22 protein-coding genes are annotated in these 16982 nt (G+C 61.5%); 16 read left to right on the top strand and 6 right to left on the bottom strand.

Annotated features, from left to right (window positions below):
- The first annotated feature begins 172 nt into the window (after nt 1-172).
- The 6 genes from AB3Y40_RS00355 to bluB are packed head-to-tail and all read left to right on the top strand — an operon-like array spanning nt 173 to nt 3052.
- The gene (locus AB3Y40_RS00355) at nt 173-625 is read left to right on the top strand and encodes a GNAT family N-acetyltransferase (protein ID WP_369436818.1); all 453 of its coding nucleotides are present in this window, start codon (nt 173-175) and stop codon (nt 623-625) included.
- 33 nt (nt 626-658) lie between these two features.
- Entirely contained in the window at nt 659-1267 is a 609-nt protein-coding gene (gene cobO, locus AB3Y40_RS00350; protein ID WP_369436817.1) for a cob(I)yrinic acid a,c-diamide adenosyltransferase, read from the top strand.
- A gap of 3 nt (nt 1268-1270) precedes the next feature.
- Nucleotides 1271-1726: a cupin domain-containing protein gene (locus tag AB3Y40_RS00345; protein WP_369436816.1), complete on the top strand. Its 456-nt coding sequence runs from the start codon at nt 1271-1273 to the stop codon at nt 1724-1726.
- A 2-nt stretch (nt 1727-1728) separates the two neighbouring features.
- Complete coding sequence (locus tag AB3Y40_RS00340) at nt 1729-2073, top strand: Lin0512 family protein (RefSeq protein ID WP_369436815.1); 345 nt, start codon at nt 1729-1731, stop codon at nt 2071-2073.
- On the top strand, nt 2070-2432 hold the full coding sequence (locus AB3Y40_RS00335; protein WP_369436814.1) for a Lin0512 family protein: 363 nt from the start codon (nt 2070-2072) through the stop codon (nt 2430-2432). Before AB3Y40_RS00340 ends, AB3Y40_RS00335 begins: the two co-directional genes overlap by 4 nt.
- Entirely contained in the window at nt 2429-3052 is a 624-nt protein-coding gene (gene bluB, locus AB3Y40_RS00330) for a 5,6-dimethylbenzimidazole synthase (RefSeq protein ID WP_369436813.1), read from the top strand. The genes AB3Y40_RS00335 and bluB overlap by 4 nt, the downstream gene beginning before the upstream one ends.
- Before the next feature lie 96 nt (nt 3053-3148).
- On the opposite strand, the gene AB3Y40_RS00325 is transcribed toward bluB, so the two are convergent.
- Complete coding sequence (locus AB3Y40_RS00325; protein ID WP_369436812.1) at nt 3149-4792, bottom strand: thiamine pyrophosphate-binding protein; 1644 nt, start codon at nt 4790-4792, stop codon at nt 3149-3151.
- A gap of 118 nt (nt 4793-4910) precedes the next feature.
- On the opposite strand from AB3Y40_RS00325, the gene AB3Y40_RS00320 reads away from it, so the two are divergent.
- Entirely contained in the window at nt 4911-5441 is a 531-nt protein-coding gene (locus AB3Y40_RS00320; protein WP_369436811.1) for an NADPH-dependent FMN reductase, read from the top strand.
- Nucleotides 5442-5448: 7 nt separating this feature from the next.
- On the opposite strand, the gene AB3Y40_RS00315 is transcribed toward AB3Y40_RS00320, so the two are convergent.
- On the bottom strand, nt 5449-5838 hold the full coding sequence (locus tag AB3Y40_RS00315; protein WP_369436810.1) for a VOC family protein: 390 nt from the start codon (nt 5836-5838) through the stop codon (nt 5449-5451).
- A gap of 38 nt (nt 5839-5876) precedes the next feature.
- Between AB3Y40_RS00315 and AB3Y40_RS00310 the strand changes: the two genes are divergently transcribed.
- Nucleotides 5877-6665 (top strand): HTD2 family dehydratase, encoded by a 789-nt coding sequence (locus tag AB3Y40_RS00310; RefSeq protein WP_369436809.1) that lies wholly within the window; start codon nt 5877-5879, stop codon nt 6663-6665.
- On the opposite strand, the gene AB3Y40_RS00305 is transcribed toward AB3Y40_RS00310, so the two are convergent.
- On the bottom strand, nt 6662-7669 hold the full coding sequence (locus tag AB3Y40_RS00305) for an NAD(P)/FAD-dependent oxidoreductase (RefSeq protein WP_369439572.1): 1008 nt from the start codon (nt 7667-7669) through the stop codon (nt 6662-6664). The genes AB3Y40_RS00310 and AB3Y40_RS00305 overlap by 4 nt on opposite strands.
- Before the next feature lie 49 nt (nt 7670-7718).
- Here AB3Y40_RS00305 and mnmC2 point away from each other — a divergent pair, with 49 nt between their 5' ends.
- Both mnmC2 and AB3Y40_RS00295 read left to right on the top strand, forming a co-directional pair.
- A complete protein-coding gene (mnmC2, locus tag AB3Y40_RS00300; protein ID WP_369436808.1) occupies nt 7719-8402 on the top strand; it encodes a tRNA (5-methylaminomethyl-2-thiouridine)(34)-methyltransferase MnmC2 in 684 nt (227 codons plus the stop codon).
- Complete coding sequence (locus tag AB3Y40_RS00295) at nt 8402-9265, top strand: DMT family transporter (protein WP_369436807.1); 864 nt, start codon at nt 8402-8404, stop codon at nt 9263-9265. Before mnmC2 ends, AB3Y40_RS00295 begins: the two co-directional genes overlap by 1 nt.
- On the opposite strand, the gene AB3Y40_RS00290 is transcribed toward AB3Y40_RS00295, so the two are convergent.
- Complete coding sequence (locus AB3Y40_RS00290; RefSeq protein WP_369436806.1) at nt 9266-11380, bottom strand: lytic transglycosylase domain-containing protein; 2115 nt, start codon at nt 11378-11380, stop codon at nt 9266-9268.
- 126 nt (nt 11381-11506) lie between these two features.
- Between AB3Y40_RS00290 and dapA the strand changes: the two genes are divergently transcribed.
- The 3 genes from dapA to AB3Y40_RS00275 all read left to right on the top strand — a co-directional run bounded on the left by dapA (nt 11507) and on the right by AB3Y40_RS00275 (nt 13446).
- Nucleotides 11507-12379 carry a 4-hydroxy-tetrahydrodipicolinate synthase gene (gene dapA, locus AB3Y40_RS00285; protein ID WP_369436805.1) on the top strand — a complete coding sequence of 291 codons (873 nt, stop codon included), beginning with the start codon at nt 11507-11509 and terminating at the stop codon, nt 12377-12379.
- A 108-nt stretch (nt 12380-12487) separates the two neighbouring features.
- Entirely contained in the window at nt 12488-12787 is a 300-nt protein-coding gene (locus tag AB3Y40_RS00280) for a hypothetical protein (protein ID WP_369436804.1), read from the top strand.
- A gap of 86 nt (nt 12788-12873) precedes the next feature.
- A complete protein-coding gene (locus AB3Y40_RS00275; RefSeq protein ID WP_369436803.1) occupies nt 12874-13446 on the top strand; it encodes a hypothetical protein in 573 nt (190 codons plus the stop codon).
- Here AB3Y40_RS00275 and AB3Y40_RS00270 read toward each other — a convergent pair.
- Nucleotides 13443-14633, bottom strand: a complete 1191-nt coding sequence (locus AB3Y40_RS00270; RefSeq protein WP_369436802.1) for a winged helix-turn-helix domain-containing protein — start codon at nt 14631-14633, stop codon at nt 13443-13445. The two genes, AB3Y40_RS00275 and AB3Y40_RS00270, sit on opposite strands and share 4 nt — an antisense overlap.
- Nucleotides 14630-15064 (bottom strand): ion channel, encoded by a 435-nt coding sequence (locus AB3Y40_RS00265; RefSeq protein WP_369436801.1) that lies wholly within the window; start codon nt 15062-15064, stop codon nt 14630-14632. The genes AB3Y40_RS00270 and AB3Y40_RS00265 overlap by 4 nt, the downstream gene beginning before the upstream one ends.
- 74 nt (nt 15065-15138) lie before the next feature.
- On the opposite strand from AB3Y40_RS00265, the gene smpB reads away from it, so the two are divergent.
- The 3 genes from smpB (at nt 15139) to sseA (ending at nt 16964) form a co-directional block, all read left to right on the top strand.
- Nucleotides 15139-15612 (top strand): SsrA-binding protein SmpB, encoded by a 474-nt coding sequence (smpB, locus tag AB3Y40_RS00260; RefSeq protein WP_369436800.1) that lies wholly within the window; start codon nt 15139-15141, stop codon nt 15610-15612.
- 126 nt (nt 15613-15738) lie between these two features.
- A complete protein-coding gene (locus AB3Y40_RS00255) occupies nt 15739-15996 on the top strand; it encodes a hypothetical protein (RefSeq protein WP_369436799.1) in 258 nt (85 codons plus the stop codon).
- A gap of 125 nt (nt 15997-16121) precedes the next feature.
- A complete protein-coding gene (sseA, locus tag AB3Y40_RS00250; protein WP_369436798.1) occupies nt 16122-16964 on the top strand; it encodes a 3-mercaptopyruvate sulfurtransferase in 843 nt (280 codons plus the stop codon).
- The last annotated feature ends 18 nt before the right edge of the window (nt 16965-16982 follow it).

Here is a 16982-nt window from a genome sequence, read left to right as displayed (position 1 = left end):
TTTCTTCTTGGCGTCAGCGGCTGCTTCTCCCGCTGTTGCCTCGGTCATAGCGAAACTGGCACCGCCCGGTTAAGCCTTCGTGATCATCCGCCCGCAAATCCACAAAAACTGCGACCAAGCGGCCACACTCCGATGCTGGACCTGAAATTCGTAGCGTCATAACGTCACCCAAATGACACCCCGCCGCATTTCACCTGATGATCCGGACCTGCCAGCAATGCACGCCCTGATTCACCGCTGTTTTGCCGGAATGGAGGGGCGCGTAGATCCGCCGTCGTCGGTTCACCGCCTCACGCTCAAGGCGCTTAAGGCGCAGGCCCGTGACGCAGAGCTTTGGGCCCTGCCCGATGCCTGCATGATCCTGGCGCCCAAAGCGGACACGCTCTATCTGGGAAAGCTCGCCGTGGATGCTGCGGCCCGTGGTCAGGGCCGTGCACGCCAACTGATCACATGGGCCAAAACCCGCGCCCGCGCCTTGCAAAAAACCAGCCTCACATTAGAAACCCGGATCGAGTTGACAGAGAACCATGCCATCTTCCGCGCACTGGGATTTCGCGAAACCGCTCGTACCGCCCACCCGGGATTTGATCGCCCCACAAGCATCACATTTACCCTTCTCCTCTGACCCGCTACACCCATGCTATAGGGGGATCACATCATGACCGAAGACACCGACCGCCACGCCACCAAAATGGCCAAGAAAAAGGCCGCCCGTGATAAGATCATGGCCACAAAGACCGACAAAAAAGGCCTGATCATCGTTCATACTGGTAAGGGCAAAGGCAAATCCTCTGCCGCCTTTGGCATGATCTTCCGCTGCATCGCCCACGACATGAAATGCGCTGTGGTCCAGTTCATCAAGGGCGGCATGTCCACCGGCGAACGTGACCTCATCATGGGCAAATTCTCCGACACCTGCGCCTTCCACACGATGGGTGAAGGTTTTACTTGGGAAACCCAGGACAAGACCCGCGATACCGAAATGGCCCAGGCCGCTTGGGCCAAAGCCAAGGAACTCATTCTGGATGAGACCAACCACTTGGTCCTGCTGGACGAAATCAACATCGCGATCCGTTACGACTATGTCGATATCGCCGAGGTGGTTGAATTCCTCGCGACCCAAAAACCTGACATGACCCATGTGGTGCTGACGGGCCGCAACGCCCACGACGACCTGATCGAAATCGCCGATCTGGTGACAGAGATGGAGCTGGTCAAACACCCCTTCCGGTCCGGCGTAAAGGCGCAGATTGGCGTGGAATTCTGATCCATGCCAAAGATCACCAACCCGCGGATTGAAACCGGCACGGATGAACTGGGCAGCTTCACCGCGCACCTGTGGTCGGACGCCGGCGGGTTGACCCAATTTGGCGCTTTTACCGAAACGCTGACACCCGGCAGCGCCTCTTCCCGCCCGCATTGGCACCTTCACGAGGATGAGATGATCTATATGGTCTCGGGCACCGTCACCTTGCTGGAAGGCGATGAACAATCACCCCTGCACCCCGGCGATGTCGCCACCTTCAAAGCTGGCACACCGGTCGGCCATTGCCTGCGCAACGACAGCACAAAGGACGCCACCTATCTGGTGATCGGCACACGCTCCGGCCACGACGTCGGCACCTACACCGACAATGGCGATACCGTCACCATCGCCGATGGGGTCAAGACCCTGCGCAGCGCTGATGGCACCGTGCAAAAAACCTCACCCTACCACGGAGCATGACGATGCCGCGTCACCGCCTCTTGACTGAATTTGGCATGGGCACATCGTTGCGCCGTCAAGACTATACACAGGCCGCCACCCGCGCGCTGCAGAACGCGCTCTGGCACAATTCGATCAACCTTGCCGAACTCTTTGATCGGCCCAAGTCCGACATGCTGATCGACGTTGAAATCGGCGTGCAGCAACCCGATCTGGTCGACACATCCGCGCTCGCCAAGGTTTTTCCCTACGGCCAATTCACGTTCCACGTCACCCATGGCGGCCTCGATATCCCCCGCCCGGATGGCAAACCCACGGTAATCGCCAATGTCGCAATCCATGTTTCGTTCGATATGGTGCCCGCATGACAGATCAGCGTTTCATCATCGAAATGGGCATGGGCAATGACCTCTATGGCATGGATTATCAAAAGGCCGCCTCTCGCGCGATAGAAGACGCGATGCGGCATTCCTCAATTCCGATGTTCGAGGTACTCGACATCCCGCACGAACAGATGCGCATTTCCGTCACCATCGGCGTGCAAGACCCGGATCAAATCGACACTGCCAAGCTTGCCGCCCTGCTGCCACGTGGTCATGCGACCGTGACAGCCGTCAAAGGCGGGCTGAACTCCACTCACCCCCAGACCGGCAATACCATCGTCATCGCCACCGCCGCGATCGAAGCGTTCCTGCCCAATCAAGCCGCAAACTGGTCGCCTGCGTGATCCTGACAAAGGCCCATCGCAGCGCGCTGCATGACATCCTGGAATGGCGACGTGATGTCCGCCACTTCCGCACCGATCCAGTTGACCCCGCGGTCTTGGACCGCCTGAAATCCGCAATGGATCTGGCCCCTTCTGTGGGCAACGCCCGCCCCTGGCGTATCATGCAGGTTGAAACGCCAGCCCTGCGCGACACGGTGATTGCCAACTTCGAAGCCGCCAACACAAAGGCCGCCAAACGCTACACCAGTGAACGGCGCGCCGCCTACGACCGCTTGAAGCTCGCCGGCCTGCGCGACGCCCCGATTCACCTTGCCATCTTTACCGAAACGGACCCTGCGGCAGGTCACGGCCTTGGCCGCCAGACCATGCCCGAGATGCTCAACTATTCGACCGTTGCCGCAATCCACACGCTCTGGCTTGCCGCACGGGCCGAAAACATTGGGGTTGGATGGGTTTCAATCCTCGACGCAGCTGCGCTGCAAAGCAGTCTCAATGCCCCCGCCAACTGGACCCTGACCGCCTATCTCTGCCTCGGCCACGCCGAAACCCAGGACGACACACCCTTGCTGCACCGCACAAACTGGCAGGAAAACACCGCAACCCGGTGGCGCGTGGTCTAGGGTCCTGACCCTAGCTTCTTCTGGCCAGAATAATCCCCGCCGGAGGCACCGCGACGCGGAACGCGGCGCAAAACATCGTGCGCGCGCTTTGCGCGCTCAATGCGACAGATCACTCAGGCGCTGCCCGGTGCTCAACACGTCCGGGTCCAGCACGCATTCGATCACCGCAAGCACACCGCTGGCCCGCGCACGGTCAAAGGCCGCCGCGAATTCCGCACCATCTGTCACCGTCTCTCCATGCCCGCCATAGGCCCGCGCAAGGGCTGCGTAATCGGGCGAAGCGCAATCCGTCCCCGACACCCGCCCCGGATAGGTCTTTTCCTGATGCATCCGGATGGTGCCATAACGACCATTGTTCATCACGATCACAATCGGCTTCGCCCCGTGCTGCATGGCCGTCGACATCTCGTTCAGGGTCATCTGAAAACAGCCGTCTCCGGCCAGACACACCACATCACGTCCGGGGTACTCCAGCGATGCCGACACAGCGGCAGGGAACCCATAGCCCATACTGCCAGAGGTGGGCGCCAATTGGGTGCCATAGCCCTTATGCAAAAAATAGCGATGCAACCATGCTGCGTAATTGCCCGCACCACTGGCCAGAATGGCATCTTCCGGCAGAGTGTCGGACAGCCACTTGATCACCTGTTCCTGCTTCACTGCACCCGGGCTTTCCTGCGGCTGCTGCCACTTTTCAGCATCACGCCGCGCAGCTTTCAACCATTCCGACGGCTTGGGCGCTTTGCGTTTCTGTGCGCCCTGCCAAAGCGCTGCGATGGCATAATCCGCGCGGTTCACCCAACCGTAAGTCGCACCATAGACCCGACCGATTTCCGCTGCATCTGCATGAACATGCATAATCGTCTTGCCCGACCCACCAACATCCACAAGGCCGTAACCTTGTGTCGGAATGTCGCCAAACCGCGTCCCTAACAACAGCAAGCAATCCGCGTCGCGCACGCGCTGGGCAAGGGCGGGATCCATGCCCACATTCAGCGCGCCCGCAAAGTTTTCATGGCGGTTGTCGATATAGTCCTGCCTGCGAAATGATGTCACAACCGGCACACCCATTACTTGCGCATAGTTCTGCAACTGGGTCTGGGCCAGCGCCGACCAATGTGGCCCGCCCACGACAATCAGGGGCCGAACCGCCTCGTCAAGCGTTTCGGAAAAAAGTGTCGCACTCTCAAACTGTCTGGCATTGTCCGGCAAAATGGTGCCTTCAAAATCCGGCACGTCCGCACTGGCGCTCAGCATATTCTCCGGCAATGCCAGAACAACCGGCCCGGGCCTTCCGGACGTGGCCATCCGCCAGGCCCGCGCGATGTACTCCGGCAGACGCTCTGTCTGGTCGACCTGTGCTGCCCATTTCGCCAAACCACCAAACATGGCGCGGTAGTCCACCTCCTGAAAGGTCTCGCGATCGTTTTGTCGATTGTCGATCTGGCCCACAAACAGCAGCATCGGCGTGCTGTCCTGCATCGCAACATGCACGCCCGCACTGGCGTTTGTGGCCCCCGGCCCCCGCGTGACAAAACACACACCGGGCTGACCGGTCATTTTGCCATAGGCCTCGGCCATCATCGCGGCCCCACCCTCTTGGCGGCAGACCACATTCTGAATGCCGCTGTCACGCAACCCGTCAAGGGCGGCCAGAAAGCTCTCTCCCGGAACAGAAAAGACCCGTCGGACCCCCAGTTTCACCAACTGATCACTCAGGATTTTTCCGCCGTGCCGCATCGTGCCGAACCTCTTGCCTCTGCATGGCCGCACATTGGGTGAGCCATGGCGCAGTGACAACCCACTTGGCAGAAGACACAAGGCCGCTAAGTAAGTTGAAACGACAAAGGACATCACCATGACCACGCTACTTGGCCTCTCGGGCAGCCTGCGCGCCGACAGCACCAACACCAAACTGATGCGTAACGCAGCAAAGCTATTTGCAGCCGACACATTTATCGAAGGGGACATTCGCCTGCCGCTTTATGACGGAGATCTTGAAACGGCAGAGGGCATCCCCGCAGCGGTCCAGACCCTTGCAGACCAAATTGCCACGGCAGATGCAGTGATCATCGCAACGCCGGAATACAACAAATCCTTGTCCGGCAGCCTCAAAAACGCACTCGATTGGGTCAGCCGCACCAAGGGCAGCCCGTGGTCGGGTAAGCCCGTGGCAATCATGTCAGCAGCAGCTGGGCGTGCGGGCGGCGAACGCGCGCAATACGCGCTGCGCCACGCCATGACCCCGTTCCGCCCAATGATCCTTCAGGGACCAGAGGTGATGGTGGCCGCCAGCGGCAGCCAGTTCGACGATGCCGGAAAGCTGATAAATGAACAGAATATCAAGGCATTGACGGACCTGATGACCGCCCTGCGCGCCCTGACCTGAACAAACCTCAGCCGTTATCCTGTGTGGCAACCTCGATCAGGTTGCCGTCCGGGTCGCGCAGATAAAGCGATGTGATCGGTCCCTGTGCGCCAGTGCGCGCGACCGGCCCCATGATAACCCTGTCGCCCAGGTGCGCCTGCCACTCCGCCAGCGGTGTGGCGGTCAAAAAGCAAAGATCGGCACTGCCCGGTGTTGCCGCTTTTGCTTTGGGTTCAAACGGAGCGGCCGCGGCGTGCAAGTTGATCTTTTGTGTCCCAAAGGTCAGCGCGACACGCCGCGACCCATCGGCGGGATAAAACACCTCGACCTCCATCCCCAACACGTCGCAATAGAACGCGATGGTGGCGTCGATATCCGCAACCGTCAGCACCAGATGGTCCAGGCCAGTCAGTTTCATGGTTTGCACCCCCACAGATTTCCTGCGACCACATATGGATGACCAGTGACCAAGTTCAAACCCTGATCGACGTGATGGACCCCGCCCGCGCGCGCGCCTTGCAGGCCACGCTGGGCGCACCACCAACGCTGCAAGCGGGCGATGCCTTGCCGCCCTTTGCGCATCATATCTACTTTTGGGATCCGCAACCGCCCGATGCCCTTGGCAGCGACGGACACCCCGCCACCGGGGCGTTATTGCCCGAAGTGGGGCCGCTGCGCCGCATGTGGGCGGCAGGTAAGCTGACCTTTCACCGCCCATTGCTGGCCGGTGTGCGCGCGGAAAAGATCACCCGCATTGACAGCATCACACGCAAGTCAGGACGCTCCGGCCCATTGGCCTTTGTCCGGCTGCGCCATGACATCCGCCAACGCCAGACGCTTGCACTGACCGAGTATCAGGAACTCGTCTATCGCCCCAAAAGCGATGCACAACCCGCTACCCCGCCGCAGGCCCCAACGGTTGCGGACTGGGAAGAGGAGATCCGCTTTGATCCCACGATGTTGTTTCGATACTCTGCCCTGACCTTCAACGGCCACCGCATCCACTATGACACGCCCTATGCTCAGGGCGTTGAGGGATATTCAGGCCTGATCGTGCACGGGCCGCTCTTGGCACATCTGCTGATGGGGCAGGCGTCGCGGCGGATAAGTGCGCTTTCGGAATTCACTTACCGCGCCACGGCCCCGCTCATGGTCGATGAAATCGCAACGCTCTGCGGCAGGGATGGTGCCTATTGGGTGCGCGGACCGGATGGGCGGCTTTGTATGCAGGCCAGCGCGCGCTAGGCCACGCTGAACCCGTCCGGGATTGTGTCGCGCCCCTCAAGCACCAAATCGGCCATGACCTCACCCACTTTGGGGGCCATGCCAAACCCGATCTTGAAGCCGCCATTGGCGATGAACTGACCGGGGTGCAGCGGATGATGCCCCAAGAGCGGCGCGCGGCTTTTGGCGCGCGGGCGAACCCCAGCCCACCGCGCAATAACGGGCGCATCCGCGAGCACCGGCATCGCCGCGCGGGCACGTGTGATCACATCCTCAAGCGTGGCATCGGTGCTGCAAGCATCCACAAAGTCACGCTCTGACGTGGACCCAACTGCCACCGTGCCGTCGCCGTGCGGAATGATATGCAAGCTATCGGCAAAAAGTTGCGGCGCGCCCCGCGCATCATATTCCAGCAATGCCGCCTGCCCTTTGACGCCATTGCCAAGACCTCCGTCCAGCCCTTGCCAGCCTGTGGCCCAGACAACCTGCCCTTCGGTCGCGCCCTCTGCGCCGATCTCTCCGCCCTGCGCCTTCACAGCTGCTGCCAGCGCGGTGGTGGCCCGTCGCGGATGTATCAGCGCCGACAGCGTGTCGTGAATCAAAAGTCCAGTGGGCGAATGCGGCTCCCACGGGGCACCTTGCGCTGGGATCACGTCCCATGTCGCATCATCGCCCCAGTGATCCAGCGCTGTCATCGCCCGTCGGCGCGCATGTGCAACGGCGCGGTCATCGGCCAGCGGCTGCAAACGACCTGATCTGGCGTAGCCCGTGGGCAACCCGGCTTTGGTGGCGACACCGGCCCAAAAGTCCTCTGCCATCAGCAGGCTGTCCAGCTGAAACGCTTTCTTGGGGTTCCAGTTTTCTGGCACATGGGGGGCCAGCGCCCCCACCACTCCGCCAGAAGCTCCGGCGGCCACGCCACCGGGGTCGATAACCCGCACTTTTGCGCCGCGCAACACACAGGCATAGGCGACCGACAGGCCAAAGATGCCTGCCCCCATCACCGTGACGTCCGCGATTGCCATTTGGTGCATCCCTCGTGCAAAGTCTGCCTGACACCTAAGGCAAAGCCGCATGACCGACCAGACCGCAACGCTTGACTGGCGCGATACCGATCACGGTGCCGTTCCTGTCTCCACCCAATTTGACGACCCTTACTATTCGCTCTCCGGCGGGTTAGAGGAAACCCGACACGTGTTTCTGGCAGGCAACGACCTGCCCGCGCGGTTTCGCGGCGATTTCCACATTGCAGAGCTTGGCTTTGGCACCGGCCTCAACCTTTTAACCACATGGGCCGCATGGGATGCCGCAGGCGCGACCGGGCAACTGACCTTTACCAGTTTTGAGGCTTTCCCGATGGCCACCGCAGACATGGCCCGCGCACTGGCCGCATTCCCAGAGGTCGCGCCTTTGACCGAAACACTCTTGTCGAAATGGTCCCCCGATGCTGGGCCCACACAGTTGACCGACAGCCTGACGCTCAACGTGATCACCGGCGACGCGCGTCGGAGCTTGCCTGCCTGGGACGGCCGCGCCGACGCGTGGTTCCTCGATGGCTTTTCGCCCGCCAAAAACCCGGCGCTTTGGGAACCCGAACTGCTGGCGCAGGTCCACGCGCACTCGGCCCCTGGCGGCTCTGCTGCCACCTATTCGGCAGCCGGTCATGTGCGGCAGGCGCTGACCGACGCGGGCTTTGTCGTGGCCCGCATCCCCGGCTTTGGCCGCAAGCGGCACATGACCACGGCGCGGCGCGGCTGATGCAGTCCAATACCCGCCTTGGCATCGCGCTGATGTCGCTGACCATGCTGATCTTTGCCACACAGGACGGACTTTCGCGGCATTTGGCAGAGACCTACAACGTGATGATGATCGTGATGATCCGCTATTGGTTCTTCGCGGCTTTCGTGATTGCGATTGCCCGCCGTCAGGCTGGATCAATCCGGGCAGCCGCCACCACCGACCAACCCGTCCTTCAGGCGTTTCGCGGCGTTCTTCTGGCGCTCGAGATTAACGTGATGGTGTTGGCTTTTGTGCTGCTGGGGCTTGTCGAAAGCCTCGCGATCTTTGCCAGCTATCCGCTGCTGGTCGCGGCCCTGTCCGGACCGGTGCTGGGTGAAAGCGTGGGCTGGCGGCGGTGGGTCGCGATTGGGATCGGCTTTGTCGGCATCCTGATCATCCTGCAACCCGGCGTCGCGGTCTTTAGCCCCTATGCGCTTGTCGCGCTGACCTCGGCGCTGATGTTTGCGCTTTATTCCCTGCTGACCCGCTTTGCAGCCCGCAAGGACACCACTGCCACCAGCTTTTTCTGGACAGGCACCGTGGGCTGCCTTGTGACCACGGCCATGGGCATCGGATTCTGGGAACCGATGAGCACGCAAGATTGGATGTTAATGGGCATCCTTTGTGTCACCGGTGCGACGGGACACTGGCTGCTGATCAAGACTTACGAAGTGGCAGAGGCGAGCGCCGTTCAACCCTTTGCCTATCTACAACTGGTCTTTGGCAGCGCCATCGGCATCTTCGTCTTTGCTGAGGTGCTGGAACTGCACGTCGCGATTGGGGCGATGATTGTCGTAGCTGCCGGCGTCTTTACCCTGCTGCGCAGCCGGGCCAGCGCCTGATCACTCGCCCGGGCGCGCAATGGGGCGGATGCCCGGTGGCGCTGCGGGACCGCTGGGTCGGGTGGGTCTTGCCACGGCGCGCAACGGCGGGGCATCCGATGTGCTGACCGCTTGCTCGGTCACCGCGCTTTCGCCTTGGACTGGCGCCTGCCCGCGCGCAATCGGGCGGACGACAGGCTTTGCCCCGCGCAAAAGTGCCGTGAACCGGATTGGTGCCGATTCACCGCTTAGCCTTGCGCGGTAGATCGGGATCGATTCCGATACGCGCTGCACGTAGTTGCGGGTTTCGCGGAACGGGATGTGCTCGATCCAGTCGACCACATCGACATCGCCCAACCTTGGATCGCCGCGTTCATCCATCCAGATTTCCGGGCGACTTGGCCCAGCGTTGTAGCCCGCTGCAATGTGTACGACCGAAGGTCCGAATTGCGCCGTCAACTCGGCCAGATACCGATCCCCCAGCCGCGCGTTATAGGCCCAATCGCCGGTCAGGCGCGGGCGGCTATAGGCCACGCCTTCGAACCCTGCGACCTCTTCTGCAGTCGCGGGCATCAGCTGCATCAACCCCAGCGCGCCTACCGGGCTGCCGACGCCCGCGTTGAATTCGCTTTCGCGGCGGGCAATCGCCAATGCCAGCGCGGGTTCAACCTTCAAGTCCGTTTCGGCAAGCGGGTGCAGCGGAAAGTAGATGCTGGGCACGATCTTTCCTTGGGTGACCGCCGCCTTGCCCATTGCCACCGCGTAATAGACTTCGTCCGCATCCCGCAACGCCGCCCCCACGTGGGCAAGATCGGTGGCAGGCAAGTCCCGCCCGGCCTGCACAAAGAACTGCGTGGCAAAGCCGCGTTCCTCTGCCGCCAGAAGCGCAAAGCCCGCCTTGACCAGCGCGTGATCCATCATCGTCGGGTCCCAGTCAGGGGCGGTGGCGGCCAATGCCGGGTCCATGGTGCGGCCCAGCTTTTCGGCCGCCAGCAGGCCATAGAACGCCGTCTGATGTTGCGCCGCTTCGGCATAGGCCGTTTCCGCCGCCTCTGCCGCCCCCAAAGTTTCATGCGCGCGACCTTGCCAATAGGCCATGCGCGCCACGGAAATCGGGCTGTCGACGGCTGCGCGGGCGGCGTTGAAATGCGCCAAAGCTGCGGTTGCGTCATCCAGATCTGTCAACTTCACAAAGCCCGCAAGCCATTCGAGGTCCGCATAAGACGCCCCCTCAGTCAGGAAATGCCGAGACGCCAGTTCATAGGCAACCTCTGGTCGCCCCTCGCGCATTTCCCAGCGCGCCAGCGACCGCCGCCAGCCAGACCAGCGGAACGGCTCGCCCAGTTTTTCCGCGCTGACAGATTGCGCGCGCAACATTGTCACCGCCTCGGACCAGCGGCCCTGATCGGCCAGCCAATTGTAGCGGTCATAGGCAAGGCCCGGATGGTCCTTCAACGTCTCTGGCACCGCAGCAACTGCGTTTGAGATGTCGCTGGTCCTGCGAATATAGGCAATCCGGGCCTGCGCCAGTGCCTGTTGATCATCGTCCAGCAAATCCATCATCCGCCGGGCCTCATCCGTGCGCCAGCGCCACAGCAACTGGTCCACGCGGTCGGCGTGAACAGGTTCCAGCACATCGGCGAAGCCTGCAACCATCACCTTTTGGCCGCTGTCGGTCAGTCGCAGATCGCGCCACGCAGCCTGCACCACGGCATCGGCCTTTGTGATCTCGCCCTTGGCAATCAGCGCCTCTGCCAGCCGCACTGCACCTTCGCCGGTGCGCGGCGCTTCGGCACTGAAAAAGGCGACAACAAGGTCTGGGTTCGTACCTTTGGGCAAGGCTTCTTCGGCGCGGGCGCGGATCACTGACTGGCCCGGCCAATCGGGCCGTTCAACCAGAAACGCAGCATATTGCCCGAATGTCCCGTCGCCCTGTCGCAACTGAATCCAGCGCGTCAGGTCGCGGATCACGGGATCACCCGTCAGCTCTACCGCTACGTCATATTGGCCATCGTCTGCCGCGCGCAGCGCGTCAATGTCAATCTGAGGAATGCTTTGCGCCACGGCTGGCACGCCCAGACAAAGCAACATCAAAACAAGGCCGCGCAGCATATGAAAGCTCTTGTTGGGGTACATCACAAATGATCGTATCGCATGGCCTTTTGGGTGCAACGCACATTCTTGGCATTCGGCGGAAAGGCGTCTAGTGTCCGCGCGAAATCAACCGGGGCAATCCCGCCCCATCACCAAAGGAAGCGCGTCATGTTCAAAGGCTCTTTGCCCGCCCTCGTCACGCCGTTCACGGACGGCCAGGTGGATTTCGATGCGCTCAAAAAACTTGTGGACTGGCACGTGGACCAGGGCAGCCATGGGCTGGTCCCGGTTGGCACAACAGGCGAAAGCCCCACGCTCACACATGCAGAGCATGATCAGGTCGTTGAAACCGTCGTGACACAAGCTGCGGGCCGGTTGAAAGTGATCGCAGGGGCAGGGTCGAACAACACCGCCGAAACCGTGCGTCTTGTACAAGCGGCAAAGACCGCAGGGGCGGATGCCGCCCTTGTCGTCACGCCCTATTACAACAAGCCAACGCAGTCCGGTCTGATCGCGCATTTCACCGCTGCCGCCGATTGCGGCCTGCCGATCATCATCTACAACATCCCCGGCCGTTCGGTGGTGGATATGTCAGTGGAAACGATGGCCGAACTGTCCAAGCACGACATGATCGTCGGCGTCAAGGACGCCACCGGCGATCTGGCCCGTGTCCCGCAACAGCGCCGCCGCTGTGGCACGGATTTCATCCAGCTGTCGGGCGAAGACGCAACCGCGCTGGGGTTCAACGCCCATGGCGGGGTTGGCTGCATCTCTGTCACCGCAAACGTAGCACCCAAGCTTTGCGCTGAATTCCAAGAGGCGACGCTGGCGGGCGATTACGCCACGGCCCTGACCTATCAGGACCGTCTGATGCCCCTGCACGAGGCGATCTTTATGGAACCGGGTCTTGTCGGTGCCAAATATGGCATGTCACTGCTGGGCATGGGCAATGAAGAGGTCCGCGCGCCACTTGTGGGCCTGACTGATGGTACCAAGGCCGCGATCCGCGACGGCATGGTCCACGCTGGACTGCTGAACTAAGGCCTCTCGGGCGGTCCGCATCGGACCGCCCCATTCCACAGTTAACGAAATCTTCGGGCTGATACTGTCTGATTGCGCGCACTTGTCTGCGGCTTTCAGGGAACAACCATGTTCGGAGAGTACAAGTTGACCATCGCACTTTGCGCCGGAATGGCGTTGGTCCTCTATGTGGGCTCTACATTCTCGCCGGTCATCCCGCGCGGGGAACAACCCGCAGGCGTCCCCGAACTCGCCCAGAACACTGCGCAGGCCTATGGTTATTGCCGCACAAATCTTGATCGGGTGGATTGTGGCTGCTTTGCCAGCCGCGCTGGGCAGATCATGTCAGAACCGGGCTTGAACATCCGTGGCGCTGAAACCATCGACCGCACCGAATTGGCCCGCCTGCAGGCCACCGACAGTTGTTAGCACAGCGCGCACGCGTGACGATCACGGATTGACCCGCCAGACTGCTGCGTATTCGATAAGGCATCTCACTGCCACGGATCGCCCGCATGCCGACCGCCAAAGCACTTATGTTCCTTTTGTTGCTCGCCGCCCCCGCGCAGGCAGAGGATTGGCTGACCCAGACCATCTCACGCAGCGTGGAAGGCCCCGGTCAGGCCGCTTTGATGAAACTGATCGCCCGCCCGGATACCACGCTTTCCGCCTTCCAGACCGATGGCTGCAGCGGCGGGCTATCGGACGCATGGCGGGTCATCGCGCATAGCTTTCCTGATCTGGTGCCCGCAGATCAAAGCCGCCCTCCATGGGAAGATTGCTGCATCACCCATGATCGGGCCTATCACAACGCCAGCGCCGCAACTGATATCAGGCGCAGCTATGACGCGCGTCTGACTGCCGACGTGGCGCTTCGGGCCTGTGTCATTCAAAATGGTGAGGACACGGCAGAGACGCTAGCGCAGCAGTCTGGGCTTACTCCCCAACAGGTCATGACCGCATATGGCAGCATTGCAGATGCGATGTTTCTGGCGGTCCGCGTGGGCGGGATGCCCTGTTCCGGCCTGCCTTGGCGTTGGGGCTACGGCTATCCCAATTGCACGGCCTTGACCGGGGTGCTGGACTAACAGCGCAACCATTCTTCGGCCAACTCGACCGATCCGCAGCCACCAAAGCGCGCCGCGCGGGCCAGTTCGGATTGCAGCCGCGCCAACCGACCCGACCCGATCCGCACGCCACGTTCTGGCCAGAACGCGCGGACGGCCAGCACCGCGCCTTCGCGCTTCATGTCGATCCGTCCAATCAGGCGGTCGCCTTCCATCACCGGGAATACGTAATAGCCATACTGCCGCTTGGCTTCCGGTACGAAAATTTCGATCCGGTAGTGAAAGCCAAACAGCCGCTCGGCCCGCTTGCGGTCGCGCAGCGCGGGGTCAAAGGGCGACACGATCCGCACCTTGCCAGGCGGTGCGGGCGCAGGTGCGTCCATCACGCCCGGCGGGGCAAAAGACCGGCGCAGCCTGCCGTCAACGCCTTCCACATCCACCTCGATCACCCGCCCATCGGCAAGTGCGGCCCGGCACCACTCCTTGGCCTCGGCGGGCGTTGCGGTATCCCAGAACGCCGCCAACTCACCGCTTGTGGCAAAGCCCAACCGGTCCAGCGCACCTGCGCACAGCCAGTCAATCGTCTCATCCGGGTGCGGGCGTGCGTTCAAGTGTTCCGCCGGGATCACCCGCTCTGGCAGATCATAGACCTTGCGAAATCCGGTGCGGTGGCAAACCGTCAAAGCCCCCGACCGCCATAGATACTCCAAGGCCGTCTTGCTGGGATGCCAATCCCACCAGCCACCTGACCCTTTGACCTCGTCCGTGCCAACGTCGCTGGACGAACATCCACCCTGGGTCTGAATTTGCGCCAAGACCTCTTCGGCCTTTTCAAGAAATCCAGCGCGCCTGTCCTTGCCCCACCGGTCGCGAAGTCGCGCCGCGTCGCGGTCAAATCGCAGTTTCCAGTGGGGGTAGAACGCCATCGGAATGGCGGCGGCGTCATGGGTCCAGTGTTCGAACACCGCCCGGTCCCGCGCCAGCGCCAATTCCAAAGCGCGCGGCCTGTAGGATCCGCGTCGCGCCCAAAGGATCAGGTCATGCGCGCGGGCAAAGGTGTTCACACTATCAAGCTGCACAAACCCAAGATCATCCAACACAGCCGCCAGATCATCACCCCGGCCCGCGCCGCCACCAGCATGGCACAGCCCGTGCCTGTGCAGGAACAGACGCCGCGCCTGTGCGTTTTTCAAGACGGGGATGGTCATGATCCCTGCTCCATCTGGTTCAGCCTGATCTGGCGCATGGTTTCGACCAGCACAGCAGTCACCAAACCGATGTTCAACAGCCCGTTGAGCGAGGCCATGCCGCCCAGCAGCCGCCATTCAACCGGCAAAAGGATGTCGCCAAATCCCAAGGTGGTAAAGACCACCAGCGCGAAATAGACCGCCTCTTCCAGCGTCGCAAAGATGTCCAGCGCCACAAAGGTCAGCGCCCATAACCAGACGCCCACCGTCAGTTGCGCCAATATCCACACCGCGGTCGTCACAAGCACCGCCAGCAGCTTTGGCGCATGCGGCGCGCGCATCAGCCAGGGCCGCACCCGCAACAGCACGCGATCCATCGCCCAGAAACTGACACCGGCAATCATGATCGACACCAACAACAGTCCGGCACCCAAGACGATTTGAACAAGCAACCCGCACCCCCTTTGTTCTCGCCCGCATCCTATGGCTTGTAGCGCAGACGTCCATCGCCTATCTCAGGGCGATCATGGCCAAGAAAGACACAAACAAGAATTACAAGGTCGTCGCCGAAAACCGGCGCGCGCGCTATGATTATGCAATCGAGGATGATCTCGAAGTCGGCATCATCCTTGAAGGGCCAGAGGTCAAATCCCTGCGCACCGGTCAATCCAACATCGCTGACAGCTATGCCTCGGTGGATGACGGTGAACTTTGGCTGACAAACGGCTATATCGCGCCCTATGAGCAGGCAATGTTCAGCCACGAACCACGGCGAAAGCGCAAGCTTTTGGTCAGCCGAAAAGAGCTGTCAAAGCTCTGGAACGCCACCCGCCGCGAAGGCATGACGTTGGTTCCCCTTGTGATGTATTTCAATGATCGCGGGCTGGTAAAACTGAAGATCGGCATTGCTAAGGGCAAGAAAAACCACGACAAAAGGCAGACAGACGCGAAACGCGACTGGGCCCGCCAAAAGCAACGCCTCTTGCGCCACGACACCTAGCGGGAACGCTGGACGATTTCTCCCCTATGCCGCTGTCGCCAAATGGTTAACCTGCCTTAACCTTTGGCGCTGGGGCCGCGCCTTGGGTCAACAATGCCATGGCCCCGTGAACAAGGAATAGGGACGATGGAACAACTTATTATTCAGGCCATTTCAGGTGCCGTTGGCGGCAATGCGGCTGGTGCAGGGGTCAAGAACATGTCGCTGGGCGGCCTTGGCAACACGATCGCCGGTCTTGTCGGCGGTGCTGGCGGTGGCGCTATCCTATCCGGCCTGATGGGCGGCGACATGAGCGGATTGATCAGCCAGATCGGCGGCGGTGGTGCTGGCGGCATCATCCTGACGCTGGTCGCTGGCTTCATCAAGAACAAGATGGCCGGTTGATCCGGTTCCATTGACGCAAAGGGCGCTCCGATCCGGGGCGCCCTTTTGCGTTGGTGACCTTGCCTCACTCCGCCCCCTGCGCTACCCCCTTTGGCAAGCGCGACAGGGCAATGGCGGGTGCAAAGATGACGGACGATCCCAAAACACTGGTCAGCACCTCTTGGCTGGCCGAACACCTCAAGGATCCGGATCTGCGCATTCTGGATGCCAGCTGGTACATGGCCTCGGATGGCCGCGACCCACAGGCCGAATACGCCGCCAGCCACATCCCCGGTGCGCGGTTCTTTGACATCTCCGAGATCAGCGACCACCGGTCCGAGATGCCGCATATGGCCCCGCCGGTTGAAAAATTCATGTCGCGGATGCGCGCCATGGGCGTGGGCGACGGACATCAGATCGTGGTCTATGACACAGCTGGCCTGTTCTCTGCCGCGCGCGTCTGGTGGCTGTTCCGCCTGATGGGCAAAACCGACATCGCAGTGCTGGACGGTGGCATGCCCAAATGGATCGCAGACGGCCACAGGGTCGAAGACCTGCCACCCGTGATCCGCGACCGTCACATGACCGTCAGCCGCCAAAACCAATTGGTGCGCGATGTCACGCAAGTGGCCAGGGCCGCCAAGCTGGGCGATCACACGATCATCGACGCCCGCTCACCCGAACGCTATGCCGGGGCCGCGCCAGAGCCGCGCGAAGGGCTGCGCGCGGGTCATATCCCCGGCTCTGCCAACGTCTTCTACAAGGATCTGCTGAACGCAGACGGCACCATGAAAGACGCGCCTGCCCTACAGGCCGCCTTCGCCAAGGCTGATCTGACCAAGCCGGTGATCACAACCTGCGGGTCCGGCATTACTGCTGCCATCCTCAGCCTGGCACTGGAACGGATCGGCAAGACAGATCACAGCCTTTACGACGGCTCTTGGGCCGAATGGGGCATGTACGATGATCTGCCCATCACAAACGGCTAAGCTGACGGCCCAAGATGC

Origin of the sequence: Yoonia sp. R2331 (assembly GCF_041103235.1) — a bacterium.
GTDB lineage: Bacteria > Pseudomonadota > Alphaproteobacteria > Rhodobacterales > Rhodobacteraceae > CANMYO01.
This window is presented reverse-complemented; position numbering and strand designations above follow the sequence as displayed.